16 protein-coding genes and 1 tRNA gene are annotated in these 25,629 nt (G+C 60.0%); 10 read left to right on the forward strand and 7 right to left on the reverse strand.

Going from position 1 to position 25,629, the window contains the following annotated elements; translation table 11 throughout:
• The first annotated feature begins 91 nt into the window (after positions 1-91).
• The gene (gene tadA, locus JFN93_RS12065; RefSeq protein WP_199384337.1) at positions 92-610 is read left to right on the forward strand and encodes a tRNA adenosine(34) deaminase TadA; all 519 of its coding nucleotides are present in this window, start codon (positions 92-94) and stop codon (positions 608-610) included.
• On the opposite strand, the gene JFN93_RS12070 is transcribed toward tadA, so the two are convergent.
• A complete protein-coding gene (locus JFN93_RS12070; RefSeq protein ID WP_199384338.1) occupies positions 607-2,019 on the reverse strand; it encodes a sensor domain-containing diguanylate cyclase in 1,413 nt (470 codons plus the stop codon). The two genes, tadA and JFN93_RS12070, sit on opposite strands and share 4 nt — an antisense overlap.
• A gap of 737 nt (positions 2,020-2,756) precedes the next feature.
• On the opposite strand from JFN93_RS12070, the gene JFN93_RS12075 reads away from it, so the two are divergent.
• The 3 genes from JFN93_RS12075 to JFN93_RS12085 all read left to right on the forward strand — a co-directional run bounded on the left by JFN93_RS12075 (position 2,757) and on the right by JFN93_RS12085 (position 6,608).
• Positions 2,757-2,844 (forward strand) — tRNA-Ser (locus tag JFN93_RS12075).
• 443 nt (positions 2,845-3,287) lie between these two features.
• On the forward strand, positions 3,288-4,283 hold the full coding sequence (locus JFN93_RS12080; RefSeq protein WP_199384339.1) for an AAA family ATPase: 996 nt from the start codon (positions 3,288-3,290) through the stop codon (positions 4,281-4,283).
• A 3-nt stretch (positions 4,284-4,286) separates the two neighbouring features.
• Positions 4,287-6,608, forward strand: coding sequence for a S8 family peptidase (locus JFN93_RS12085; protein WP_199384340.1), 2,322 nt, complete (start codon positions 4,287-4,289; stop codon positions 6,606-6,608).
• 259 nt (positions 6,609-6,867) lie between these two features.
• Here the strand turns inward: JFN93_RS12085 and JFN93_RS12090 are convergent, their stop codons facing one another.
• Positions 6,868-7,449: a hypothetical protein gene (locus JFN93_RS12090; RefSeq protein ID WP_199384341.1), complete on the reverse strand. Its 582-nt coding sequence runs from the start codon at positions 7,447-7,449 to the stop codon at positions 6,868-6,870.
• A 1,076-nt stretch (positions 7,450-8,525) separates the two neighbouring features.
• Here JFN93_RS12090 and JFN93_RS12095 point away from each other — a divergent pair.
• The gene (locus JFN93_RS12095; protein WP_199384342.1) at positions 8,526-8,729 is read left to right on the forward strand and encodes a hypothetical protein; all 204 of its coding nucleotides are present in this window, start codon (positions 8,526-8,528) and stop codon (positions 8,727-8,729) included.
• A 61-nt stretch (positions 8,730-8,790) separates the two neighbouring features.
• Here JFN93_RS12095 and JFN93_RS12100 read toward each other — a convergent pair whose 3' ends face one another.
• The 3 genes from JFN93_RS12100 to JFN93_RS12110 all read right to left on the reverse strand — a co-directional run bounded on the left by JFN93_RS12100 (position 8,791) and on the right by JFN93_RS12110 (position 10,771).
• The gene (locus JFN93_RS12100) at positions 8,791-9,543 is read right to left on the reverse strand and encodes an SDR family NAD(P)-dependent oxidoreductase (protein ID WP_199384343.1); all 753 of its coding nucleotides are present in this window, start codon (positions 9,541-9,543) and stop codon (positions 8,791-8,793) included.
• Between the two features lie 237 nt (positions 9,544-9,780).
• On the reverse strand, positions 9,781-10,206 hold the full coding sequence (locus tag JFN93_RS12105; RefSeq protein WP_199384344.1) for an Rrf2 family transcriptional regulator: 426 nt from the start codon (positions 10,204-10,206) through the stop codon (positions 9,781-9,783).
• 115 nt (positions 10,207-10,321) lie between these two features.
• Positions 10,322-10,771 (reverse strand): hypothetical protein, encoded by a 450-nt coding sequence (locus tag JFN93_RS12110; protein WP_236021691.1) that lies wholly within the window; start codon positions 10,769-10,771, stop codon positions 10,322-10,324.
• Positions 10,772-11,667: 896 nt separating this feature from the next.
• On the opposite strand from JFN93_RS12110, the gene JFN93_RS12115 reads away from it, so the two are divergent.
• From JFN93_RS12115 to JFN93_RS12135, 5 genes are all read left to right on the forward strand, one after another.
• Positions 11,668-12,102, forward strand: a complete 435-nt coding sequence (locus JFN93_RS12115; protein ID WP_199384345.1) for a MarR family winged helix-turn-helix transcriptional regulator — start codon at positions 11,668-11,670, stop codon at positions 12,100-12,102.
• A gap of 51 nt (positions 12,103-12,153) precedes the next feature.
• Positions 12,154-13,629, forward strand: coding sequence for an efflux transporter outer membrane subunit (locus JFN93_RS12120; protein ID WP_199384346.1), 1,476 nt, complete (start codon positions 12,154-12,156; stop codon positions 13,627-13,629).
• Positions 13,626-14,720 (forward strand): efflux RND transporter periplasmic adaptor subunit, encoded by a 1,095-nt coding sequence (locus JFN93_RS12125; protein WP_199384347.1) that lies wholly within the window; start codon positions 13,626-13,628, stop codon positions 14,718-14,720. Before JFN93_RS12120 ends, JFN93_RS12125 begins: the two co-directional genes overlap by 4 nt.
• 5 nt (positions 14,721-14,725) lie before the next feature.
• Positions 14,726-17,869 (forward strand): efflux RND transporter permease subunit, encoded by a 3,144-nt coding sequence (locus tag JFN93_RS12130; protein ID WP_199384348.1) that lies wholly within the window; start codon positions 14,726-14,728, stop codon positions 17,867-17,869.
• A gap of 330 nt (positions 17,870-18,199) precedes the next feature.
• Positions 18,200-18,847 (forward strand): hypothetical protein, encoded by a 648-nt coding sequence (locus JFN93_RS12135; RefSeq protein WP_199384349.1) that lies wholly within the window; start codon positions 18,200-18,202, stop codon positions 18,845-18,847.
• A 303-nt stretch (positions 18,848-19,150) separates the two neighbouring features.
• Here JFN93_RS12135 and JFN93_RS12140 read toward each other — a convergent pair whose 3' ends face one another.
• Together JFN93_RS12140 and JFN93_RS12145 are read right to left on the reverse strand one after the other, a co-directional pair.
• Positions 19,151-23,152 (reverse strand): PocR ligand-binding domain-containing protein, encoded by a 4,002-nt coding sequence (locus tag JFN93_RS12140; RefSeq protein WP_199384350.1) that lies wholly within the window; start codon positions 23,150-23,152, stop codon positions 19,151-19,153.
• A gap of 508 nt (positions 23,153-23,660) precedes the next feature.
• A complete protein-coding gene (locus tag JFN93_RS12145) occupies positions 23,661-25,628 on the reverse strand; it encodes a solute symporter family protein (RefSeq protein ID WP_199384351.1) in 1,968 nt (655 codons plus the stop codon).
• Position 25,629: the final 1 nt, after the last annotated feature.

Below are 25,629 nucleotides of genomic sequence, written 5' to 3' on the forward strand. Positions count from 1 at the left end.
CCCAAATAAATCTGCGTTCATCTGCGTTCATCTGCGGTTAATTCAGGTTTTTAACTTGAGCCCGAGGTAAGGTTTTCGCTATATTACCCGGATGGTGATCAGGGACGACGCATATTGGATGGGTAAGGCGATCGCGCAGGCGCGGCGGGCTGAGGCAATCGGCGAAGTCCCCATCGGCGCGGTCATCGTGAAGGACGGCGAGGTCATCGCCCGCGGCCACAACCTCCGGGAAAGCCAGCAGGACCCGGCCGCCCATGCCGAGATGATCGCCATCCGCAAGGCCGCCAAGAAACTCAACAGCTGGCGCCTCACCGGCGCCACCCTCTACGTCACCCTCGAGCCGTGCACCATGTGCATGGGCGCCGTCATCCTCTCCCGGCTGGACCGGGTCGTCTTCGGCTCCTTCGACCCCAAAGGGGGCGCCGCCGGCTCACTCTACGATCTCTCCAACGACAGCCGGCTCAATCACTGCGTAGAGGTCACCTCCGGGGTCCGCGGTGCGGAGACCTCCGCCATGCTCTCCGGCTTTTTCGCCGACCTCCGCGCCCGGAAGAAATCGGAAAAACTTGCTGCCGGCACCATCCCCCTGGCCGGCGAAGCGTCCCCCTAGCCCGCTTCGTTACCGAGATCCCCCTCCCCCGCCCCCTCAGACGACCATTTTGCTTCCGTCCTTTGCGACGGGAACAGGCTCTTGCAGAGCGTGACGTTGTCCCCCGGCTCCATCCTCCTGCCACAGGCCCCGAACATCGGCTCTTCGTGGGTCGACAACGACACTCCGTCCGGTATTCCCACGCGGTTTCTCCCCGCCCGCTTCGCGGCGTAGAGCGACTCGTCGGCCCGCTTGATGATGTCGTCGACGGAAAGGTCGTTTCTGTGCATCGCCGCCACCCCGAGACTCAGCGTCACCGCAATCGGCTCGCCCCCCTCGTCGCTGGCCAGATGCTCCCTTTCCACTTGGCTGCGTAACCGCTCGGCGATGATCACGGCCTCCTCGAGGTCCGTTTCCGGCAGTACCACCATGAATTCGTCGCCGCCGAGGCGGCCGACGATGTCGAAGCTGCGGACCGATTCCGTGGTGATCGACGCGACCGCCTTGAGGACGACGTCCCCGATCTGGTGGCCATGGCCGTCGTTCACCTGCTTGAAGTGGTCGACATCGAAAATGATGCACCCCAACTCCTCGTGGAGCCGACGCCCCCGCTCGAACTCCTCCTCGAACCGCTCGGTCACGTGACGGCGGTTGTAGATCCTGGTCAGGCCGTCGGTGATCGCCAACTCCTCGATGACCGACCTTGCGTCGGCGAGCTTTTTGATCAGCCGGGCAGCCAGCCGCCACAAAACCAGCAGCAGCAGACCGGTAGCCAGGACGCAGGAAGCGAAAACCAGCAGGGTGTTGCGGTTCATCTTCCCCTGCATGTCGTCGACCGGGAAGCTGATGCTGATGCCCCCCAGAGGTTCCCCGATGCGGTACCCCTTGCCGACATGGCAGGTAAGGCATTCACCGGTCACGAACAGCGGCGCCATGTAGCGGAATACGGACCGTTCGCCGACCTTCTCGAGCATGAAGCGTTCTTTCTCGCCCGACCGGAACGACTTCAGCGCCATTTCCTCGAAGGGGTCCGGGACATTGTGGGGATCCAGCGGCTTAAGGCTGGTAATACGGATGAGCGAGGCGCCGTTTTGCCGGGAAATCTCGGAGATCTCCCGGGTCATGGCCGCATGGTTCTTCTTGGTGAAGACCCGCCCGTCCGGCAGGGCCACGTCCTCTCCGGCGAGCGCGGCATAGGTCGGAGTGTCCTTTCTCCTCTCGACGAACACCCCTCCGTTTCGCGCGTTCCACTCCCGCAAAAGGACCATGGTATTGACCTGAGCGCGAGCCCGGGCCAGGAACTCCTCCTGGATGAGGTCCTCGTCCTGGCTGCTGTCCAACCAGAAGATGCCGCACATGATCAAAATGGTGACCACGCAGATCGATATGAGGAAGGTGCGGTAAAAACAGGTTTCCTTCTTAAACGCCATACTTACCCCCGGTGCATCTTCAGCTCCTACGGTCCCCCGGATGGCAGGGGAAACAACAGTGCCGCCGGCCGCGGCCGGCAGGGCATTAGTCAGGCTCGGATATCGGGAAGGGGACACCAGATGTTCTGAGATTTAAGACAGAGAAATCCCCAGGAACACGGGAATACCGTAGCAGGCAACGTGCCAGAGGCCGACAACGCGTTAAGGGACCGATTTTACGTAGGATGCGCCATGGGAAGGATTGAGTGCAGGGGTGCGAATAAATTGCAGGGAGGTACCGACGACAGAGCTAACCGTCCGGTATTGCGAAGAAAGCTCCGTTACCAGCGGTGCAGCTTCAGACACCCTTTGCCCAAGCGCCGGGGCTCTGAAAGCGAACGTATCACAAGCACGACTCTCCTTTCCGGCAAGCAACGGCTTCCACCTGGAGCGACATTCTTCCTGTCGCGATCCACCTCCCTATGAAGGAAGGGAGCCGCTTATCCTGTGGGAGCGCCTTTCCAGGCGCGATTAGATTCACGGGGTCCTTTCGCCCCATGTAGGAGCGACATTCCTGTCGCGATTAACCAGCGCTTCCTTGCCTGCGGCGGCGGGAAAGTCCGCTGCGGTTATTTTGGGTGCGGAGGTGATATTCGGCACCTGCGCGACCTAGGGCTTGAAATCCGCTGAAAAATGCGCTATACATTAACGTCCATCGCATATCATCTTCATGCGAGGCGGAAAAGAGCGAGTTAAACGGAGAGATGTCCGAGTGGTCGATGGTGCCTGACTCGAAATCAGGTGTACCGAAAGGTACCTAGGGTTCGAATCCCTATCTCTCCGCCACCTTACAAAAGGGCCGGTCAACATGACCGGCCCTTTTGCCGTTTTATGTAGCAGATATGTAGCAGTAGCAGACGGTAGCCAGTTAAACTTTTAGTTTGCGTAGGTGCCATTTTCACTCCCGCACCCCTCGATCCCAACCCTTCGGCCCTGACCTCGTTGTGACTTCCAACAACCTAGAGCATCCTCACCGTTGGAGAATGCGTATCAGCAACGTAAAGATACACTTAGAACGTCCCACGGAACGGTTTCACGAAGACTAAGCGCAGCCGACCATTTTGAACGTTAAAAGCAGTTGACAGTCTTAATACACGCAGTGTAAAAGACTGTTTTAATGTGTTTGCAGGCGAGGCCCAGAGAATGTTGCGACGTTTCCTGTCGCATCGCACGCCTATACTCAAGTTATATTTGAAAAAGCCAAGGCAAATCCTGCCGAGGGGGCCCCAATGCCATCAGCTAAGCTGCTAAGGCAACTCATTAAATCAGGATCAGAAGGCAACTTTGATGCATTTAAGACTGCCACGGAACAGGTTATCCAAGAAGAGCGTGCAAAGCAACACCACCTCCTCGCCAACGACTTAGAACGTTTGCTCTACGGTAGGGCATCAAACAGTAATACAATTCCAAGAAGCGTACTAGATAAGGTACCTGAAGATAAGGAACGGGGTCTTGCTCTGCTGCATGTTAAAGAGCCTGCCAAAAATCTTGAAGACATTGTCTTATCCGATGAGAACCGTTCGCTACTTGATGAGATTTTACAAGAGCATCATCGTAGGGAACTTCTCACAAGTTACGGATTATACCCCGCCGATAAGATACTATTCTGTGGCCCGCCTGGGTGCGGCAAGACACTTAGTGCAGAAATTGTTGCTTCAGAGCTGGGCTTACCACTCGCAATCGTCCGGCTTGATTCAGTCGTTTCCTCGTATCTTGGCGAAACAGCAGCGAATTTACGTAAGGTGTTTGATTTCATTTCTAGAACACCAATGGTTGTTCTTTTCGATGAATTCGATGCACTCGCCAAAGAACGTGCCGACATGGCAGAACATGGTGAACTTAAACGCGTTGTTAATGCTGTTTTGCAGATGCTGGATTCTTACGATGGCAGGAGCCTATTGATTGCAGCGACCAATCACGAAGGTATTATGGACTCCGCTATTTGGAGGAGATTCGATGAGGTTCTAGTTTTTAATCCTCCTAATCTAGAACAGATACGTCGATTGTTAGAAATCAAGCTGAGGGGTGTCAGACGAGATTTCGACATTGATCAGAGAAATTTGGCTGGAATGTTTAAGGGCTTTAGTTACGCGGACATTGAACGCGTCTTACGTCGCGCAATTAAGGATATGATTGTATCAGGTAAAGAGTTTCTTGCAATTCGACATATTGAAGCAGCTCTTCGCAGAGAGGATGCACGTACAAGTCGGTTGAAGAGGATATAACTGATGCCATACCCCCACCTCACCCTACAACGTGAAGCTCCTACCCCGGAGAAACGACCTCGTCGAGGATTCCCAGGACCTCCTCCTGCAGATCCAGCAGCCCATGGAAGGGCTCTTAGGGCACGGTTAGCTGAGGCCGTTACTCAAGTAGAAACCGATCTAGGTGGATTTGATGATCGGTTGCTCTTCAAGTTTGAAGTACAGAAAGGTTTTGATCCGGATGACCTGCAGAAGGTCTCTAATGAAATCGAGATTGTCAGCCAGGAAGGGGAGCAAGTCGTTGTCGCCTTTGTAAGTGCTGGAGCACTCAGGTCATTTGAGGCCCGGCTCTCAACCTTAGCAAGAGGGGAGAAACCGGTTTACGTCAATGTACTCTATGCACTGAATAGCCTTAATGGCTGGCTTCCAGAAGATAGAACGGGTTGGGCTTTGACACGCGACGGTTTCCCTGAGGGAGATTCTTTTGCCTTGGACGTCGAGTTGTGGCCAATCGAAGACAACAACGATGAACGGGAGTTGCTGATCAACTCTTTCAACGATTGGCTGACCGAGAACGAAATCAGACGTCTTGATAGCGTAAGGCAGCCGGGGATAATCGTCTATCGGGTTCGGTGCAATCGAGAGCAAGCGGAAAATCTCCTACGTCACCGAGATGTCAGGACAGTCGATCTCCCCCCAAGCTATCGCCTCTCCATCCAAATTCTTCAGACTAATATCCAAGAACTTACACCGCCACCATCCCCTCCAGAAGATTCTCCAAGAGTTGCCGTTCTTGATAGCGGCATCGTTAGCAACCATCCACTTTTAGGGCCAGCTGTCGGTGCCGAGCGCTCATTTATTGATGCACATGGACCAAGCGATACTCATGGCCACGGAACTAATGTCGCGGGAATCGCCGTTTACGGTGATGTCGCAGCGGCAATTACCAATGACGCCTTTACCCCAAACTTCTGGGTGTGCAGTGGTCGTGTTCTGGATGGTAACGGTGAAACGGATGCTGGATTTATTGAGAACCAGATCATTGATGCAGTGCGATATTTCCACGACGAGTATGACTGTCGAGTATATAACGTTTCCATTGGTGACCTAAACAAGCCCTATTTAGGCGGCCATATACGTAGCTTTTCACAAATTCTGGATTTACTTGCACGGGAGCTGGATGTCCTTTTCGTCGTTTCAACTGGAAACGTTTCTATTGACGAAATGGACGCGCTGTCATGGAAGCAGCAATATCCTGCGTATCTTACACGAGATCAATGGGCCATCATTGAGCCTGCTCCCGCCTTGAATGTGTTAACTGTGGGAAGCCTTGCCCGTTATGACCAGAACGTGAGAATGCTTCGCTGGCCGGACGATCCTGGGGAGTTGCCGATAGCACGTCATGGTCAGCCTTCACCATTCACTCGTCGAGGGCCATCGGTGGGTGGCGCAATCAAACCAGATTTGGTTGCGTACGGCGGGAATTGGGCTTTCAACACCAGGGGAAACAACGTCAGTGCGCAACACCTCGGAGTTGTTACAACTAACAGAACATTTACAGAGGATGGCTTATTCAAGCAGGCCTGCGGGACCAGCTTTGCAACGCCTTATATTACCTACCTTGCCGGAAAGGTTCTTTGTGAAAATCCAACAGCTAGCCAAAACCTCCTCCGAGCACTGCTAATTGCTCATGCCCGCGTGCCTGAGGGCAGCGAGGGGCTTTTCCCTGAAAAGGAAGCTATTAGGAGCATTCTAGGCTACGGTGCCGTTGATGCTGCCGCATTGTGCAGGTCCCGTGATAACCATGTCACTATGATTGTAGAGGGGACCCTCGAGGATAAGCGACATCATTTCTACGAAGTACCTATACCAGAAGATTTTTTAAGCCAAGGGAAAAGAGACCGTGAATTGACGGTGGCTCTGGCCTATGCGGCTCCAGTCAGATCAACCCGTGTTGCCTACAAAGCAACAAGGGTTGAGTTCAGGGTCGTTGCTGCACCAGACCTCGATCATGTAGCAACAATGTTTAATAGAGCTACGAGTGCAGAAGATTACCAAAGTATTCCTGAAATAGGAAATGCTAGTCTTGGCCCTACAATGCGTTCAAAGGGAACTGTGCAGGGTGACACCTGGACATTTAAACAATTTAATACAAGATCAAAGCTCGTAACCAATCGTCTTTTCATTGTAGTTACTCGAAATGACTTCGGTTGGGGTTCGAACGTTACAGCAACCCACGAACAGTACGCACTGGCAGTTTCACTGAGTGACCGGGCTAACCAGAACGCCAGGTTGTACGCACAGGTTCAAGCTCGCCTCCAGACTCGCGTCCGCGTAAGACAATAGCGGTGTGCGGAGCCAAGGGGGACGTAGGCGAGTTGGACGAGTTTCCCAGTAGCCTCAAGGCTGCAGAGTGCATGGACAAGTGCTGACCAAAATTTCGGACTCTGAGGCCGGCAGATCTCCCTTCTGCCGGCCTCTTGTCCTTTACTACTTGAAGTACGGCGATCTGCCTGGCCAAACAGCTAGAGATGGTCTGGGTGACCCTCTCGAAGATTTTCCCTATGTGATCATGGCGTTTACACCCCTCCTATTATCGTGGCGATCATACGCAGGCACGCTTGAATCGATCCGGCGCATCCACTGCTGCAATCATCGCCTCGCGCATGGTCGGCGCTTTGCCTTTCAACTCGCCGAACGGATCGCAAAACCCCTCCAGGAGCAGTTCGGCAGGTTTCCACTTGTGGTACCACGTGAAATTCTCTCCCTCACCGTTGATGGATTTGAATGGTCCGAGGACCTCCGCCTTTTCGCCATCGACAACGAAAGTCCAGAGCTTCGAATTGTCCTTCCTGGGGTTCCCGTAACAGGTGAATGAGGTGCCGAAGTATTCGAGTGTTACCGTTTCGGGTGCGTAGGCAACGGCGGCCTCACAGGCCTCTTCAACCGAGGCTGCATGCCCGAGATAAGTGCAGTAGACCGGTCTCTCCGGGTCGTCGACCAGTTCCACCGTCAGCTCCCAATAGAAACGGCCAGTACGGTCAAGCCCCACCCGAATCCTCCCCGACTCTCCATCGGAATACAGATTGTCCCACTCGGAATAACCGAAGCCTTCCCATTCACGGCCGCAAACCAAATAGGTATTCCACTCCTCGCCTTTTTCCAAGCTGTGCAAAAACTTCCTCATGATCCTCTCCCATTTTTGTGTTCCCCCTGGTATGGGAGAATGAATTCCCGAAATATTATCGCCCTGACTCGCTCGCCCCTTTCCTCCGCTCAGAGTTCTACTTGCCTTCAGCCTTTTTACTTTCCTGAAAAGCACGCTTAAGAGCACCCTCAAACATACGTCCGGTTTGCCCCCTATCGTACTCTGTCAGCCGAGATAGACTTCTCGTAGGATAAAATTTAAATGCTCAAATTTTAAGTCTGCAGGGCCGGCCTTGGGAGTTCATACCTGCGGAGGAGGTACTGCATGATACATCTGACGCTTGATCTCACCGGGAAAGACGCTGTTTTTCTCAGCAACACCTACCGCTACCTTAACGGACTGCGCAACCTTGCCATCTACCGCAACCCATAGAGACAACCAGCTTCCTGATTGCCCCGGGAACCGGTCTTCAAAGGGCCGCACCTCTCCCGGGGCCCTTCCCCCCAGACGGCCGCAACGATCGTTTCCCGCCGTGACACCCAGGTATGGTCCCACTACAGCCATCACCAGTCCCTTGGGCAGGCGCGTCTCGACTGACGGCAAGCTCGGATGGACGAAAGATGGGGCCGTCACCGGTCCTGCCATGCAGGTATTTGTTCTTGGTGATGCCCATTGGCACTGAGAAGGTAAACCATACTCCCGCGAATTAAACGCATCCATGGTCCAACCATGTGCACCACCGGTTGTGGAATAAGACTGGTTTTAGCCGGCGGCACCGATGTTTGGTCTTGTGACGTCCATGACCAGTCTTGAGATGGGCATGGTTGGTCTCGTGATGGGTATGGTTGGTCTCGTGATGCGAACTTTTTCGTCCAAAAGGCGCGATCATGAGAGAATGCAGCCACAGCAACCAATCAGAAACGTCCCGTCACCGGCAGCAAGATGGGCATAATCCACGCCAGCACACGGCGTTAATGGACCAAACCGAGCCATCTATAAGGGAGACAAGGACGTATTTCGACCAGAGATGCCAAGAGGAGCCACAACTCCTGGCCGCCGCATGACCCAACCAGGATCTGTTTCAAGACCAACCATGACCCGTTTCAGGACCGATCATGAGCCGTTTCAAGACCAACCATGATGGTCTCAAGACCAACCATGGCCGTCTCAAGACCAACTATTTTCATCTGGAGACCAACTATGGTGCATGCCGGAATCCGATCGTTGTTCAGCAAGACCAACCAGATTTCCGGCTTGATGTCACCTGCCGTTGGCAGGGTACCTCCAAAATGACGAGAGGCTACCGCAAAGGGCGGTAACCTCTCGTCTCTCTACTGATAGGGGCAAGGGATGCGGCAGGATCATCCCCCTGCAGGCATCTCAGCGCAGCCCGCCGGTCACGTGCAGGGTCTCGCCGGTGATATAGCTTGCGTCATCGGAGGCGAGAAAGACCACCGGTCCCGCAATTTCCTGCACCTTGCCGACCCGACCCAGCGGGGTGGTCGCCTCTATCCAGTCACGCATGGCTCCCTCGGCAAAACCGGCGCTTTGCACCCCTTCGGTCACGACCATGCCGGGGTTGACTGCATTGACGCGGATCTTGCGCGGCGCCAGCTCCTTGGCGAGCACCATGGTGATCGCATCGACCGACGCCTTGGTCGCCGTGTAGACCGCCGTGTTGGCCGGCGCGATGGTCGACACGCCGGAGCTTATGTTGATGATGCTCCCACCCCTTTCGTTGAAGGCGCGCACCGCCTCCTGCGACACCAGCAAGAGGCCCAGGACGTTCAGATCGAAGTGCCGGTGGAAGTGCTCCGGGGTGATGCCGTCGAGCGGCGCAAATTCATAGACTCCCGCGTTGTTGACGAGAATGTCGAGGGGGCCGAAGGCCTCCTTCGCCGCGGCGACCAGTCCCCGCACCTCCTCGGGTTTCGCCACGTTGGCCTGGACCGTGACGGCCCGCCCGCCGTTTTTCTCGATCTCGGCGACGACCCGGTCCGCCCCTTCCTTGCTGGTACTGTAGTTGACCACCACCGCGGCGCCGGCAGCGGCCAGTTCCAGCGCTATTTCGGCACCGATCCCTTTCGACGCGCCTGTGACGAGCGCGACTTTACCTTCCAGTTTCCTGGTCATGATCTTTCTCCTTGTTACGGTTTTTAGTTAGGTTAGGTTCCTCTTTTGGTCTGGGCCATAACGCCACCACGATGGTTATGAACCAGAGCACCGCTATGCTGATCACGATATTCATGTCTTAGCCTTGCCTCCTGTTGCCGGTACCGGACCGCTCCGATCCATCAGCATCGATCCGGTAAAAAGCCTATTTGTTACTTTTACAAAAACAATATTGACTAAAAAAAAACTGTCGCCCCCTTAGGTGCCTTTTTTTATCTCCGTGATGACGTCAGCCAGGGTTGTCTCGGTGAGCGTCTCTTCGAAGGAGATTTGTGCCTTCTCCAGGACATGATCGATCATGGGCTTGAAGCCGCAACTGACCGGGCAGAGACTTTGGGCCGGGTACGCATGAACCGCGAAAACCTTTGGCGCGTCGACCGCCTCGTAGATATCGAGAAGCGTTATGTCGTCTGCCGGTCGCGCCAACTGGCAGGTACCCGATTTCCCCCGCATGGTGCGAACCAACCCCGCCTTGGACAGCTTGGACAAAATCCGTCGGACGAAACTCGGGCAGGCGTTAACGCTCGATGCCAGGTCGGTCGAGGTGATATCGGACCTGACGCCATAGCCTAGCCCCGCCATGAGGTGAATCGCTATCGAGAATTGGGTGTTGTTTGCTGACATATTGTTACCCTAAAAGAAACAATATCGGATTGCAAGCGAAATATTCACGCTCCGTCAGAGCCGCTGCGGGGGCCCGGCGAGGCACCAGGCCCCCGCAGCGGGGAAACGTCATCTCCTAAAGCTCGCTTTCGGTCAAGTCCTTGAACCGGTTGATGACCCTCCTGGCCCGATCGACCAGGTCCTTAAACCGCTCCTGGTAACCCTCCGAATCGACGTCGTCGGGACTCCAGACTTGGGTAACGGTGTCCAGATCGACATGGTCACGCCGGGTCACTTCGCCGTAGTTGTCCGTTATGCCGCAGCAATAGGCGGCTCTTTTCCATTCCCTTTTGCTGCGGGATTTCCAGGTTGCCTTGAACTCGGAATAGGAGAGGTCTCCTCCGTAATTCATTTCACTCACGTCTATCGACACCGGCTCGCGCAACAGGTTCCGGTGCACCTTCTCCACATACGCGACGTGCCAGTAATTCTTGATCCGGAAGACGGCGACATCTCCTTCCGTGACGTTGGGAACGGTCGTGTTTTTAAGAGCGGGCATGTCGTCTTTGGTCGGGATCGGAAACATGGGAATTCTCGTCTTGATGTAATCGACGCAGTACCCGCCCTTTTGCATCCAATCATCACAGTTACAACTCACGGCATAACAGCAGGTGTGGCTGGCTGACAACAAGATGGTCAGCACCATAACGGCAACAACTTTCACGCAAAGCTCTCCAAAAGGGCACCAATTTCACCTCGAGAAGCGGAAATGGCATCCGGGAAAAAAACAGAATCTAAAAGACGCTGAATCCCTCAGGTAGCGGCAGAGCGCCAGGACGCAAAGGCACCGCAGGCGTCACCTTCAGCTCCGGAATTCCCGGCGGGAACCCGGACCGAAGAGCGCGGAACGATTCATCGTCCGCCCAGCACCTCCACAGTCGGCAAACCAGGTACCGGTAGGGAGGCAAGCGGCATTCATCAGCAGGCGTGGTTATTCACTGCGGGGGGAGCACGACCTGAGGTCGTGGCGGACCGGGGGGAAACGTGCCAGGGTGGCGTGGAGGGGGTGAAAACGGGGCAGGAAACGGTAACGGTTGCTACCAGAACTTCCGTCGCTAGGGGAGCAGAGTCGTCGAGGGGCTTAAGCTGCTTGGGCTGCTTGAAGGGCCCCTTTTGCTGAACCTCTACCGCACGCCAGGTCGGCTTGGGGCGGTGGGGGCGTGAGATGTCGGGAACGTGCATACCTCCGGACAGGAGACTGAGCACGACCAGAAACGTCACCAGGAGCTGCGGGCAGTGTTGAGGGAAGCGGTTCGATATCATAGGGTTTTGATGCTTGCGCCGGCCCATTACTAGCACGTTTTCCGGCAAAAGGGAATGCCTGTGTCTCCCGCACCGATCAGGATCCCCTTTGCAATTCTTTACTTGATTCCACTTTGAAATTATTGCATCATGCAACTAAATCAAACGGAGGGAAACGCGATGGCATCGCAAGCCAAAGAACTCATGATGCGTCTGGCAGAGCTGATGGAGGCGACCATGGAGCAGACGGAGCACCCCTTTCCGGATCTCGCCCTCACCCCGCGCGAGGTGAAAGTCATGATCCATCTGGGGGACCGGGGGGAGACGACGATGACCGAACTGGCCGACGCCGTCGGCACCCCTTTGAGCACGGTTACCCGGATCGCCGACCGCCTGGAACGGAAGGGGATGATCGCACGCTCCCGCTCGGATCGCGACCGCCGGATCGTGGTCGTCTCCACCAGCGACCAGGGGCAGGCGCTCCACAACGCGGTCCGGGAACAGCAGCTTGCCGTCAGCGCGAAGATCCTCGAGATCCTGACTTCTGAGGAGCGCGAGACCCTGGTGGCGCTGCTGACCAAGGCGGCAGCGGGCCTGCGCAGCGGAAACGGCTAAAAAATTTTTACAAATATTTGCAAAACGCAACATTTGAAAAGTGGGTGCAACGTGTACAGTGAAATCCGCTCGATCATGCTCATTGCCGCTGCGGTGCTCTTGAGTGCCTGCGCCGCGGTCGGACCGAACTACCGCGCGCCGGAGCTCAAGGTGCCGACGGAGTGGCAGGCTCCCCAGGCCGGGAAGAGTGCCGACGTGAATGCATGGTGGTCCCGCTTCCAGGACCCCGCCCTGAGCACGCTGCTTGAGGCGGCCCAGCAGGAAAACCCGACCCTCCTCAAGGCCGCGGCGGCAATCGAAAAGGCGCGCGCGAGCCGGTCCGCGGCGGAGTCCGGATTTCTCCCCAGCGTCACGGCCAGCGCCGGCACCAGCTGGTCGGGGTCGCTCAAAAACGGCACCGGGACCGGGGTGACTACCGGTGCTACAACCGGAACCAGCCGGAGTTCGACGGCCGGACTCGACGCCTCCTGGGAAGTCGACCTCTTCGGCAAGAGCCGTCGCACGGTCGAATCGGCGGGAGCTCTGCTCCAGGCCCGGGAAGCGGACTGGCACGATGCGCGGGTTTCGCTTGGCGCCGAGGTGGCGACCACCTACGTCGACTACCGGGGGGGACGCCTGAAACAGAAATACTACGAGGAGCAGGCCGACTCCCAGGCCAAGACGGCAGAACTGACGGCACTGGCAGCCAAGGCGGGGTTCACCGCGCCGGCCGACGCCCGGCTTGCCGAGGCCTCGGCGGCCAGCACCCGGTCGACGGCCCTGGCGCAGCAGGGGGAATGCGAGCTCCTCGTGAAGTCCCTGGTCGCCCTGACCGGTCTCCCGGAGGCTTCGGTGCGGCAGACGCTCGGCGCCGACATCAGGGCGCTGCCGGTACCGGACGGGCTGAAGGTGACCGCGCTCCCGGCCGATCTGCTGCGCCAGCGCCCCGACATCGTCTCCGCCGAGCGCACCCTCGCCTCGACCAGTGCCTTGATCGGAGCCGCCGAGGCAGAGAAATATCCCTCTTTTTCGCTGAGCGGATCGGTCGGGCTCTCCGCGGCAACCGGCACCTCCCTGCTCGCTCCCTGGTCGTTCGGCCCGACGGTCAGCCTTCCCCTTTTCGACGGGGGCAAGATCGCCGCGGATATCAAGGGGGCGCGCGCCGACTACGCTGCCGCCCGGGCCGGCTACCAGCAGGTCGTGCGCGACGCGGTGAAGGAGGTGGAGCAGGCGCTGGTGCGGTTGGACAGCGTCGCCCGGCAAGAGGAGGAGGCGAAGAAGAGCGCCGCCGGCTACCGGGCCTACGTATCCGCCACGGAGGCGAACTGGCGCGTGGGTCGGGCGAGTCTGCTCGACCTGGAGACGGCCCGGCGCTCCGCGATCGGCGCGGAGGTCACCCTGCTGGATCTGCAGCAATCCCGGCTCGAGTACTGGATTGCCCTCTACAAGGCGGTAGGGGGCGGCTGGAAATCGACGTCAGGCGAGGCAACGCGCATGGCCCAAACGGTTTCCCCCGCCCCGGCCGGTAAGGAAGGAGAGTTGAAGTGAAGCGACCCGGTACAAAGATCATCCTCCCCGCCCTCCTGCTGATCGCAGGGGCGCTTGGCATGGTGGGCATAAACCGGACTCCCGCCCGGGCCAAACCGGACCCCGGCACGGCCAAGGCGGTCCTCTGCGTCGCGACAACGCTACCGGAGCGCAAGCAGTGGCCCCAGGAGCTCCCCGCCAGCGGCAGCATCGTCGCCTGGCAGGAAGCGGTGATCGGTGCCGAGACCGGGGGGCTGCGCATCACCGCGCTGCACGCCGACGTCGGCTCCCGGGTCCGCCGGGGCCAGCTCCTCGCCGAACTGGCCCGCGATTCGGTGCAGGCGGAGCTCCGCAAGTACCAGGCATCGCTGGCCTCGGCCCAGGCGAGCCTCGCCCAGGCCAAAGCCAATGCGGACCGGGCGCGCCAGGTGCGCGGCAGCGGGGCGATCTCGGAGCAGCAGGTGCACGACTATCTTGCCGCGGAAAAGACCGCCCAGGCGAACGTGGATCTGGCCGAGGCGCAGATCGCCATGCAAAGGGTCACCCTCTCCCAGACCAGGATCGTCGCGGTCGACGACGGGATCATCACCTCCCGCAGCGCGGTGCTCGGGCAGGTCGTCGCCTCGGGGACCGAGCTCTTCCGGATGCAGCGCCAGGGGCGGCTGGAGTGGCAGGCCGAGGTCGACACGCGGGAACTGGCCCAGGTCAAGGAGGGGGCCGAGGCGGAGGTGACCCTTCCTTCCGGAGAGCTCCTCCACGGGAAGGTGCGCCTCGCCGCCCCCACCCTTTCCCCGACCACCAGCCGCGCCAACGTTTTGGTCACCCTCCCGGCCGGTTCCGGTGCCAAGGCCGGGATGTTCGCGAGCGGACTGATCCGGGCCGGCGTGACCGGAGTTGTCGCCGTGCCGGACACCGCGCTGGTCATGCGCGACGGCAGAAGCTATCTCTTCGAGGTGGGTGCGGGGAACAAGGTGACCCGCCGCACGGTCACCGCGGGGATGCACCGGGACGGCCAGGTGCAGGTCGGCGGCATCGACGTTCACGCCCGCATCGTCAGTTCGGGGGGTGCCTTTCTCTCCGATGGGGACGTGGTCCGGCTGGCCAAGGAGTAACCGTCATGAACATTTCCGCATGGGCCATCCGCAACCCGGTCCCGTCGCTGCTCCTTTTCGTCCTTTTGACCGTCTTCGGGGTACTCGGGATGCGCCGGCTCGGCATCCAGAACTTTCCGGACATGGATCTTCCCACCATCCAGATCGCAGCCTCCCTGGAGGGGGCCGCGCCGGCGCAGCTGGAAACCGAGGTGGCCCGAAAGATCGAGGACAAGCTCGCGTCGCTCACCCGCCTGGACCACATCACCACCACCATCACCGACGGCTCGGTCGCCATCAACGTGACCTTCGAGATCGACAAGGACACCGAGGAGGCGCTGAACGAGGTGCGCAACGCGGTGGATTGGGCCAAGGGGGATCTCCCCGCCAGCATGACGAGCCCCACGGTCTCCAAGATGACCTCCGCGGGAGGCTCGATCCTCACTTGCACGGTCGAGGCAGCGAACCTGGGCGAAGAGGAGCTCTCCTGGTTCGTGGACAACAACGTCTCGAAGGCCCTGATGTCGGTGAAAGGGGTGGCCGCGGTATCGCGGGTCGGGGGGGTCGACCGGGAGGTCCACGTGGACCTCGATCCGGGGCTGATGGCGGGAATGGGGGTCGCCCTGAGCGACGTTTCGACCCAGCTCAAGGCAGTGCAGCAGGACGTATCCGGGGGGCGCGGCGAAGTGGGGCGGACCATCCAGTCGCTGCGCACCCTCGGCGCGGTGCATACGGCCGACGAGGTGGCCGCGCTCACCATCCCGCTTTCCGACGGGCGCCGGGTCCGGCTGGACCAGATCGCCAAGGTCTCCGACACCCACGCGGAGCGGAGCACCCTCGCCTACCTGGACGGCAAACAGGTGATCGGCTTCCAGGTCACCCGCTCCAAGGGGTTCTCCGACGTCAGTGTCGCCGACGACGTGCGCGCCGCGCTCGCCAGGTTCAAAGCGCTCCATCCCGAAGTCCGGATCCGGGAAATCAGCAACAGCGTCGACCCGATCCAGGAGAACTATCACGGCTCGATGCATCTGCTCCTCGAAGGGGCCATCCTGGCCGTCGTCGTAGTCTGGTTGTTCCTCAAGGACTGGCGGGCCACGGTCATTTCGGCGACGGCGCTCCCCCTTTCCATCGTGCCGACCTTCATGGTCATGAAGCTTTGCGGCTTCAGCCTGAACGTGATCTCGCTTTTGGCGCTCGCCCTGGTGGTCGGGATCCTGGTCGACGACGCCATCGTCGAGGTGGAGAACATCGCCCGCCACCTGCGCCAGGGGAAAAGCCCGTACCAGGCGGCGATGGAGGCGGCCGACGAGATCGGGCTCGCGGTCATCGCCACCACCTTGACCCTGGTAGCGGTCTTTCTGCCGACCGCCTTCATGGGGGGGATTCCCGGGCGCGTCTTTCGCCAGTTCGGCATCACGGCCGCGGCGGCAGTCCTCGCCTCGCTTTTGGTCGCCCGGCTTTTGACCCCGATGATGGCCGCCTACTTCATGAAGGAGTCGTCCCACCAGGAGAGCGAGAGTCGGCTGATGGCGCGCTACCTCGGGTGGCTGAAAAGCTGCCTCGGCAACCGCCGCCGCACCGCGATCGCCGCGCTTTTATTCCTGGCCGGCTCCGTTGCCCTGATCCCGCTCATCTCCACCGGGTTCATGCCCGCATCCGACGACGGGCAGACCCAGGTTTCCGTCGAGCTGCCGCCGGGGAGCACCCTGGAAGAGACCGCGCGGACCGCGCTGCGAAGCGGCACCCTGATCCGGAAGATCCCCGACATCGCCCAGGTCTTTGCGTCGGTCGGCACGGCGAGCACCGGCGGCGGCATGGGGGCCTCGGCCACCGCCTCGGTGAATTCGGCGACCCTGAGTGTCCAGATGAAGCCGCGGGACCAGCGCAGAAAGCAGGTGGTGATCGAGCAGGAGATCCGCGAGGCGCTGCGGGAGATCCCGGGGGCACGGATCTCGGTGGGGCGGGGGAACAACGGCGAGAAGCTCGAAGTGACTTTGGCGAGCGACGACCCGAACCTTTTGAAATCGACCGCGGCCGCGCTGGAGCGCGAGATGCGCACCTTGAAGGGGGTCGGCAACGTCGCCTCGGGGGACGCCCTGCAGCGCCCCGAGATCCAGATCTATCCCGACTACGCGCGGGCATCGCAGCTCGGCGTCACCGTCGAGGCGCTCGGCGAGGCGGTGCGGCTGGCGACCTACGGCGACTACGGCGCGCGGCTGAACAAGCTCAACCTCCCGCAGCGCCAAATCCCGGTCCGGGTCCGGCTGAATCCGGAAACCCGCAACGATCTGAACCGCATCGGGATGATCCGGGTGGCCGGGAGCAAGGGACAGGCGGCGCTCTCGTCGCTGGCCGAGATCCGGATGGGGGGCGGAGCCTCGCAGATCGACCGCCTGGACCGTTACCGCAACGTCACCGTTTCCGTCGAGCTGAACGGCCGGCCGCTGGGCGAGGTGATGCGCGAGGTGCGCGCGCTCCCCTCCATGCGCAACCTCCCCCAGGGGGTCTCCCTCGTCGAGCAGGGCGAACTGCAGCGGATGGGCGAGCTATTCGGAAGCTTCGGGACCGCGATGGCGATCGGCATCCTCTGCATCTACGTGGTGCTGGTCCTGCTCTTCCACGACTTTTTGCAGCCGGTCACCATCCTGGCGGCGCTCCCGCTCTCCTTGGGGGGAGCGCTGCTCGCGCTGATCGTGACCCGCAACAACTTTTCCATGCCGGCCGTCATCGGGCTCCTCATGCTGATGGGGGTGGTCACCAAGAACTCGATCCTGCTCGTGGAGTATGCCGTCATGGCGCGGCGGGAACACGGGATGGGACGCCTCGACGCGCTGATCGATGCCTGCCGCAAGCGTTCCCGGCCGATCCTGATGACCACGATCGCCATGGGGGCGGGGATGTTTCCCATCGCGCTCGGGCTGGGAGCGGACCCGAGTTTCCGGCAGCCGATGGCGATCATCGTCATCGGAGGGCTGATGACCTCGACCCTTTTGAGCCTTTTCGTCATCCCGGTGCTGTTCACCTACGTGGACGACCTGCTGCAGGTTTTCCGCCGCCGGCTCCCCAAAAGGGACCATCCGGAAATCGAGGTAGATGTTGACCGTGGCGTCCCGTCCCCTTCGGTTGCGCGCCAAGGCGCAAGCTCGCCACACGGGGTGAGGATGGAGTGAGGAAAGGCAAATCCCCCCCATCCCCCCTTTGTCAAAGGGGGGGGAATGGTTATAGCCTTTTGGCAAATATTGACGTCTGTCAAAGGAGCGTCAGTAAAGCTAACTGCTTAATTTGTCGCAAGGATGACTGTTTCCGGCGCAACTACCGTCCCGTAATACGGAAGCCAATGTAAAGTTTGATCCGTTTTTGATGTGTTGGCCCTTACAAGTGAAATGAACGCTCACCATTCTTTACCTAACTTTACTCACGAAGGCACTTCGACGGAGAGAATCTTGCTTTCTCTAGCATTGAGTTTCCAGCATTTAACTTACCCATGAGGAGGTAGCACCATGACAGTATCCGGTATTTCGGGAACAAGCATCCAGTTCCCCAGCTCCACGCAGATGAACCAGATGAAGCAGAACTTCGACGACCTCGGTACCGCGCTGAAATCCGGCAATCTCGACGATGCCAAGAAGGCGCTCGCCACCCTGCAGCAAAACGCCCCGGCCCAGGCCTCCGACAGCAACAACCCGATGGCGATCGACATGAAGACCCTCAGTAACGCGATCAACTCGGGAGATCTGAAAACGGCCCAGGACACCTACTCCAAGATCCAGTCCAACCAGGCGAAGGCCCCGAGCGGCGGGAGCATGCCCAAGCCCCAAGGGGACACGGTGACCCTTTCGAGCCAGGCCGCCGCATCCGGAGGCAAAGCCGCGGCATCCGGAGGCCAGGCGAAATCGTCCGCATCGGCTTCCGCGAGCTCTTCGAGCAGCTCTTCGCTCACCAAGACCTACGACAAGATGGACGCCAACAAGGACGGCAAGGTCTCGATAAAAGAGGAGCTGGATTACAAGGCGAAGCATCCCGACGAGAAGGACTCGGCGTCCACGAGCTCCGCCAAATCTGAAACGTCCACCTCCGAGAAGTCCACCTCCGAGAAGTCGACCTCTGAGGACGGCACTGCCGAGAGCAAGGTAGAGACGTACGCCTAAGACCGCTAGACTCCGGCTTGCCCGAGAGAGGTTCCGGCCTCAGAAAACCATTCGACATACCGATTCGCGTCAATCTTCAGCAACACGTCCCTCCCTCTTCAAGGGGGGTGCGCGCGTGAGCGCGGCTTGGCAACTTAACCCCATCCTCACCCCAACCCTCTCCTTGAAGGAGAGGGAGGTAATGGCTCAATTGATAATTGACGCGAACCGGGTTCGACAATAAAGAAGCGGCGGTCGGGATATCCCAACAGCCGCTTCTTCTTTTCCCAGGTCGCGTTGAGGCACCCAATACGCCGGTGCGAGCTACGGGCTCGGCGGCACCAGCATCCCGGACTTCACCAACACCTCGCATAACACCGACATGGTGTACGGCTTCATGATGATCCCGGCAAGCCGCTGGCCGGCGAAGACCCGGCCGACCTCCTGGGTGCTGAATCCGCTGGAGATGATGACCTTTACCTCCGGATCGAGGGCCACCAACTCCCGTTGGCACTGCGCTCCGTCCATCCGGGGCATGGTCAGGTCGAGAATGACGAAGGCAATCTCCGGGTGTACGCGGTACTCCGCCAGGGCCTCGGCGCCGTCGTTGGCGGTGATCACGGAGAAACCGAGGTGCTCCAGGAGACTACGGCCGATATCGCGGACCGGCTCTTCATCGTCTACCAGCAAGACCGTTCCCGATCCCCGGTAATGCGTCACATCCTGCTGTTTGGCAGGGGCGGACTCAACCTCCGCGTCGGTGGCCGGCAAAAGGACCCGAAAGACACTCCCCTGTCCCGGCTCGCTGTAGATCTGTATGGATCCGTGGTGGCTGCGGATGATCCCCTGTACCGCCGACATCCCCAGGCCCCGCCCGGTGAACTTGGTGGTGAAAAACGGGTCGAATACCTTCTCCTGGGTCTCCTTGTCCATGCCGCAGCCGGTATCCTGCACCTCCAGGAAGACGTAACGTCCCTCGGCGATTTCATCGCTGAGCCAGGCGCCCCGCAGGTAGTACCGGTCGCACTGCTTCCATCCGGTGCGGATGGTTATCGTGCCGACCTCTTCGCCGATAGCCTCGGAGGCGTTGATGACCAGGTTCAGGATCACCTGGCGCAGCTGGGTGGCATCACCTTCCACGGCGGGGAGCGGCCGGGTAAAGTCCAGACGGAGCTCGGCCTTTTTCGTGATCGAAGAGTGGATCAACCGCTGCATCTCCTCGACCACCCGGTTGAGATCGATCGTCTCGACGCTGAAGGTCCCTTTTCCGGAATAGGCGAGCATCTGCCGGGCGAGGTCGGCGGCGCGCTGCGCCGACAGGTTCACCCTTTTCAGGTACGGTTCGATCGGGGCACCCTCGTCGAGCTGCATCAGGGCGAGCTCGGTATTGCCGAGGATCGCGGTCAGGATGTTGTTGAAATCGTGGGCGATACCACCGGCCAGAACCCCGAGGCTTTCCATTTTCTGGGCCTGCATCAGCTGCCGCTGCAGGTTCAGGCGCTCCTCCTCAGCCTGCCTTGTCTCGGTCAGATCCCGCACCGCGGTGATGACCACGGATCGGTCTCGATAGGTGCTCTGCCACCCGTGCGACTCCACGATGATGCGGGATGCGTCCCTGCGGATCAGGGCGTGTTCCAACTTGAACTCCGCTCCCTGAAGCAGGATCGCCTGCACCATTTCCTGCTGATCGACCGGAATGAGCACATCCACGGTGAGGCCGACCAACTCGTTCCGGTCGTACCCGAGCATGCGCCCGAACTGTTCGTTCACTTCCGTGATCACGCCGGCTTCGATAATGACGATCCCCTCGAACGTTGCCGCCGCCAGGACCTTGAACAGCTGCTCGCTCTCCCTAAGCGCCGCCTCCGCCCGCATCCGTTCGGTGATGTACTTCGCCTGCTGCACGTTCTGCAGCGCCTGACGGGAGAGCTGGTTGGCGATCAGGTACAGCGCGTGGCCGATCCTTTCGAACTGCTCCCGGGACATCCGGGTCACCTTCCTCAGCGCCTGGCGGTACTCCCTCTCGTCGGCCTCGATTTCCCTCGCGTAGGCCATCATCACGTCCAGGTCGCACGATTCGTCCAGGACCTGACCGATCAGCCAGTTGGCGACATGCTGGTTTCCCACCTGGATGCTGGTCCCACCGTCCAAAAGCCCGCCACTCAAACAGGGCTGGATGATTGGCCCGTCCGGGTTCATCCGCCCGATGGCTGCGTCCGATTTGTAGCAGTTTGCCAACCCCTTCGGGGTGTTACGGATGATAAGTTCGCAAAGGTGACTGAAGTTGCTCGGACGGGTGATCGGGTTACCCTCGACGTCGGTGATGAGCGACGCCACCCCAACCGCGGCGGCAAAGGCGTCCTGGATCTGCTGGATTTCGTCGAGATTGAAGAGGTCCTGAAACTTGATGTCGCCCAGGATCCCGAGCGGGCTGGTGAGGGCGACCAGGCGGTGCTGCAGCGCCTCCTCCATCCGCTTCTGCTCGGATATGTCCCGGTTGATGCCGATCATCCGGACCGGCTTCCCTTCGGCGTCCCGGATGACGATCCCGTCCGCCTTCAGGTACCGCTCCGTCCCGTCGCTGCCCCGCACCCGGAAGGTGGTGTCGAACGGCTTCTCCCCCGCGACGGCCGCGCTGCATTCGGCGACGGCCCGCCCCATGTCGTCGGGGTGGAGTCCGACCAGCCAGGAATACACCGACCCGGTGAAGGTCTCGCGCGAGATGCCGTAGAGTTCCAGCATCCGGTCGTCCCAGACCATCGAATCGTCCACCAGGTTCCAGTCCCAGACTCCCAGCCGCCCCGAGGTCGTGGCGAGCTGCAGCCGCTGCATGGCGACCTGCAGGCGATCCTCCGCCTCCTTGCGCTCGGTGATATCGGTGAGCGACCCCACCAGGGCCACCGTTTTCCCCTCCTCCAGAATCGGCGCCTCGTTGACCTCAACCCAGATCTTTCTCCCCCTTTTACCGACGCACTCCATCTGGTAGGTCGGCTGGCGTTCTCCCGTCTCGATGGCCCGTCGCGTCAACTCGAGGCCCCGCCGGTTCACCGGATTGTCCGTCAGAAGCTTGGTCCAGAGGTCCAGCACCTGGTCGGGAGCGCAATCGAAGAACTGCTGCGACTGCGGGCTGATGTACGAGAAGTGCTGGTCGGGGGTCTGCACGTAGAAGAGGTTGGTGCTGTACTCCAGGATGTTGCGCAGGCGTTGTTCCGTCTCCCGGAGGGCGTCTTCCGACCGCCTGATGGCGATCATGTTTTCGTTCAGCCGGCTCGCCATATCGTCGAAGACCCGCCCGAGTTCACCCAGTTCCCCCCCTTCGACCAAGTGCCCCACCCTGGTGGTGAGATCGCCCGCGGCAAGCTGCTTGGAAGCCGTCTGCAGTTTGTAGATCCGCTCCGAGATGGAACGCCTGCCGATGAAGAGCGCGAGGAAGAACCCCCCGGCCGCAAACGGCGCCAACATCGTGATGTTTCGCACCAGTTTCCGGTTCTCGTGCGCTACGGCGGTCTTGAGGGACATCCCGGCGATCACGTACATGTAGGGGGTCGCTTCACCTGGCAGTCTCAGCTTGCGGTAGGAGCTGATCCGCTTTTCGCCGTCACTGCGCACCAATTCGCCGGTGCCCCGCTCGGGGCCGTCTTTCACCGCCGTCCAGGTCCAGGGGACAATCGGCTTTCCTACCTGGCCGGCGCCGTTCCCCCTGCTTAAAGCGACCCCCTGGTGGTCGATGAGAACGTAATTGGTGTCCCTGGGCAATTGGGAGCGCTGCAGGATGGACCGCATGATCTCGAGGTCGTAGCTCATGATCACCGTGCCGCGGAACCCTTTCCCGTTGTGGGTAAGGGGGTAGCCAAACGATACGGTGGGCGTGTGCAGGACCTTGTGCAGGGCGAATTCGCCGGAGGAAAACCGCAGGGTCTCCCGCGCCGCCTTGAAGTAGCGCCGTTCTGCGATCGAGGTCTGTTCCAGCCCGGGAATCGAAGAGGCCCAGATGCGCCCCGTCTCGTCGGCGACCAGGATGCTTTGGTACTGCTGGTTCTTCTTGTGGATGCTGGTGAGGAGGGATTCGACCTTTTCCTTGTTGCGTTGCTTTACCTCGGGGAGGTCGGCGAGCAGGCTTCCCAGAAGCTGCGCTTCGACGATGAGGCTTTCCTGCTTGGCGGCGATGTTGTCGGCGAGGCGCTGGGTTTCGATTTCGGCGGTATGGTAGCTCTCATGGCGCTCCCGGAGCCCGGAATAGAGGATGATCCCCGCCGCAGGCAGGGTGAGCAGGATGGCTATGGCCAGAAGCTGGATACTGATGGGCAGTTTCGCGAATCTCGACATGGGAAGCTCCCGCAGGGAAAGGAACGGTGTGTCGATTTCGGAGATGGCAACTTTTCAGAGGCCGAAGAATTGCTAGGACGTGTACGTTCGGAAGATGATTTACTGACATAGGGAATCGCCTAGGACTATATCGCACACCATATTAACGGCAAATATTCTCTTTCCTGTGAGACGTGCCAAGGTGAAGACCGTTGAAATTGTATAGGTTACTCTCATAACCCGAAAGACATAGCTTCAGGTATTATTCAGGCAGCCAAAATAACGAAGGCACCCGGGCTTATGCCGAGTGACTTTACCATCTATCATGGACTGACCCTGCTGGAGATCTAATCCTTTGGACTACATAAATTTGGCGATCAGTATTAGGCGCGAGCCGTCATCGCAACCTGCATCTGCCAGATGGATGGAGCGCTGCCGGGAAAGATTGGCGCGCCTATTTTCCGAAAGTAAAAGGGGTAGCCGCAAGCAAGCGGCTACCCCTTTTTTGTTACCGGTCAGAGCGTGGGGATCAGTGATCCACCGCCTTGGCCATGCCGATGCCGGTGTTCTGGCGGACGTAGACCTCGTCGAACATCTCTTCGGAACGGCGGCTCGGGAAGGCGAGGCAGCCGAGGATCGCGGCCAGGAACCCGAGCGGGATCGAGACGATGCCCGGGTTTTTCAGCGTGAAGATCGGCTTGTCCAGCCCCATGATCGAGGTGCCGTCCTGCTGCGCATCGACCTTGGCCTTGGTCAGAGCCTTGGCGTCTTTCTCCGGAAGTGCTGCGCCGGCCGGCAGTTCCGCCTGCTTCTTCTCCAGCGCGACCACGATCTTCTTCGCGCCGGCGGCGATCTGCTTGGGATAGGTCATGTTGGGGGAAACCATGACCAGGCCGATCGAGACGATGGTGCCGACGACCAGGCCGCTGATGACCCCGGCCGTGTTGAACTTGCGCCAGAAAAGCGACAGCACGACGACCGGGAGGTTCCCCGAGGCGGCGACCGCGAAGGCAAGCGCCACCAGGTGGGCGACGTTCTGCTTCTCCGCCGCGATCCCGATCACGATCCCGCAGGCCCCGACCACGAAGGAAGTGACCCGGGCGGCGTAGACCTGCTCGTGCTGGTCGGCGTGCCCGTCCTTGAAGACGTTCACGTAGATGTCATGGGCGATCGCTGCGGATGCGGCGAGCACCAGGCCGGAGACCACCGCGAGGATGGTCGCAAACGCCACCGCGCAGAGAAAGGCCAGGAAGAGGTCGCCGACGATGGGAGAGATGTCCGCGCCGAGATACTGGGCCAGCATGAGGGTCGCCATGTTGCCCCCCTTGTCGACCGACATGATCCCCTGCGGGGTGAGGTGGATGGCGGCGCCGAAGCCGAGGAGCGTGGTGAGGATGTAGAAGGCGCCGATGATGAACATCGCCACGATGACGCTCTTGCGGGCGGCCTGGGCGGTCGGGACGGTGAAGAAGCGCATCAGGATGTGCGGCATCCCGGCGGTGCCCAGGACGAGCGCCATGCCGAGGGAGATCTGGTCCAGCGGGTTTTTCAGGTACAGGCCGGGCTCGAGGAAGCGCTGTCCGGCGGCGGCACCGTTGAGGATGATCCCGTCCTTGAGCACGAGTTTGGAGACGTGGTCCTGGATGTCCGGGCTGTTGGCGATGGTGGCGAAGAAACCGAGCGGGCTGAAGCCGGCCTTGACCATGACCAGAAGCGACAAAAGGGCCGCCCCGGACATGAGGAGTCCCGCCTTGATGATCTGGACCCAGGTGGTGGCGACCATGCCGCCGAAGACGACGTAGCCGACCATGAGCACACCGACGCCGATGATCGAGGTCTTGTAGGGGATGCCGACCAGAAGTGCCATCAGCTTGCCCGCTCCGACCATCTGCGCGGTCAGGTAGAACGTGGAGACCGCAACGGTGGAGAGCGCCGCGATGGCGCGCACCGGCTTGGGCGAGGTCCTAAACGACAGGATGTCCCCCAGGGTGTACTTGCCGGCGTTGCGGCACGGCTCGGCGACGATCAGGAGCACCGTGATGTAGGCGACCAGCCACCCTACCGAGTACATGAACCCGTCGTAGCCGTAGAGCGAGATGAGTCCCGAGATCCCCAGGAAGGAGGCCGCGGACATGTAGTCGCCGGCGATGGCCCAACCGTTCTGGGTGCCGGTGATCCCGCCCCCCGCCGCGTAGAAGTCCGAAGCGGTCTTGGTCTGCTTGGCCGCCCAGATGACGACCCCCATCGTGATGGCGATGATGACGGCGAACATGGAGATGGTCACCGTCTTGTTGGCCTTGAGCTCTTTCTTGTGGGACGCGGGGGGCTCAACCGCCGCGGCGGGCGCTGCCACGGCGGCCCCCGGTGCCTGAACCACGGTCGCCGCTGCCGCCGGGGCTCCCGGAGCTGCGGCCGCCTTGGCGGACTCTTCGGCATGACACACGGCGGCGAGGCTTAAGGCCAGCGCTGCCGCCACTACTATCCTTTTCAATTTCATA

This window comes from Geomesophilobacter sediminis, assembly GCF_016458275.1.
Lineage (GTDB): Bacteria > Desulfobacterota > Desulfuromonadia > Geobacterales > Geobacteraceae > Geomesophilobacter > Geomesophilobacter sediminis.

Excerpts from the sequence above, each read along its gene's own strand:
- JFN93_RS12100 (WP_199384343.1), bottom strand. The coding sequence starts at position 9,543 with ATGACCAGGAAACTGGAAGGTAAAGTCGCGCTCGTCACAGGCGCGTCG.
- JFN93_RS12140 (WP_199384350.1), bottom strand. The coding sequence starts at position 23,152 with ATGTCGAGATTCGCGAAACTGCCCATCAGTATCCAGCTTCTGGCCATA.
- JFN93_RS12095 (WP_199384342.1), top strand. The coding sequence starts at position 8,526 with ATGAGCCGTTTCAAGACCAACCATGATGGTCTCAAGACCAACCATGGC.
- JFN93_RS12110 (WP_236021691.1), bottom strand. The coding sequence starts at position 10,771 with ATGTTTCCGATCCCGACCAAAGACGACATGCCCGCTCTTAAAAACACG.
- JFN93_RS12090 (WP_199384341.1), bottom strand. The coding sequence starts at position 7,449 with ATGAGGAAGTTTTTGCACAGCTTGGAAAAAGGCGAGGAGTGGAATACC.
- tadA (WP_199384337.1), top strand. The coding sequence starts at position 92 with ATGGTGATCAGGGACGACGCATATTGGATGGGTAAGGCGATCGCGCAG.
- JFN93_RS12105 (WP_199384344.1), bottom strand. The coding sequence starts at position 10,206 with ATGTCAGCAAACAACACCCAATTCTCGATAGCGATTCACCTCATGGCG.
- JFN93_RS12085 (WP_199384340.1), top strand. The coding sequence starts at position 4,287 with ATGCCATACCCCCACCTCACCCTACAACGTGAAGCTCCTACCCCGGAG.
- JFN93_RS12115 (WP_199384345.1), top strand. The coding sequence starts at position 11,668 with ATGGCATCGCAAGCCAAAGAACTCATGATGCGTCTGGCAGAGCTGATG.
- JFN93_RS12135 (WP_199384349.1), top strand. The coding sequence starts at position 18,200 with ATGACAGTATCCGGTATTTCGGGAACAAGCATCCAGTTCCCCAGCTCC.
- JFN93_RS12080 (WP_199384339.1), top strand. The coding sequence starts at position 3,288 with ATGCCATCAGCTAAGCTGCTAAGGCAACTCATTAAATCAGGATCAGAA.
- JFN93_RS12070 (WP_199384338.1), bottom strand. The coding sequence starts at position 2,019 with ATGGCGTTTAAGAAGGAAACCTGTTTTTACCGCACCTTCCTCATATCG.
- JFN93_RS12145 (WP_199384351.1), bottom strand. The coding sequence starts at position 25,628 with ATGAAATTGAAAAGGATAGTAGTGGCGGCAGCGCTGGCCTTAAGCCTC.
- JFN93_RS12130 (WP_199384348.1), top strand. The coding sequence starts at position 14,726 with ATGAACATTTCCGCATGGGCCATCCGCAACCCGGTCCCGTCGCTGCTC.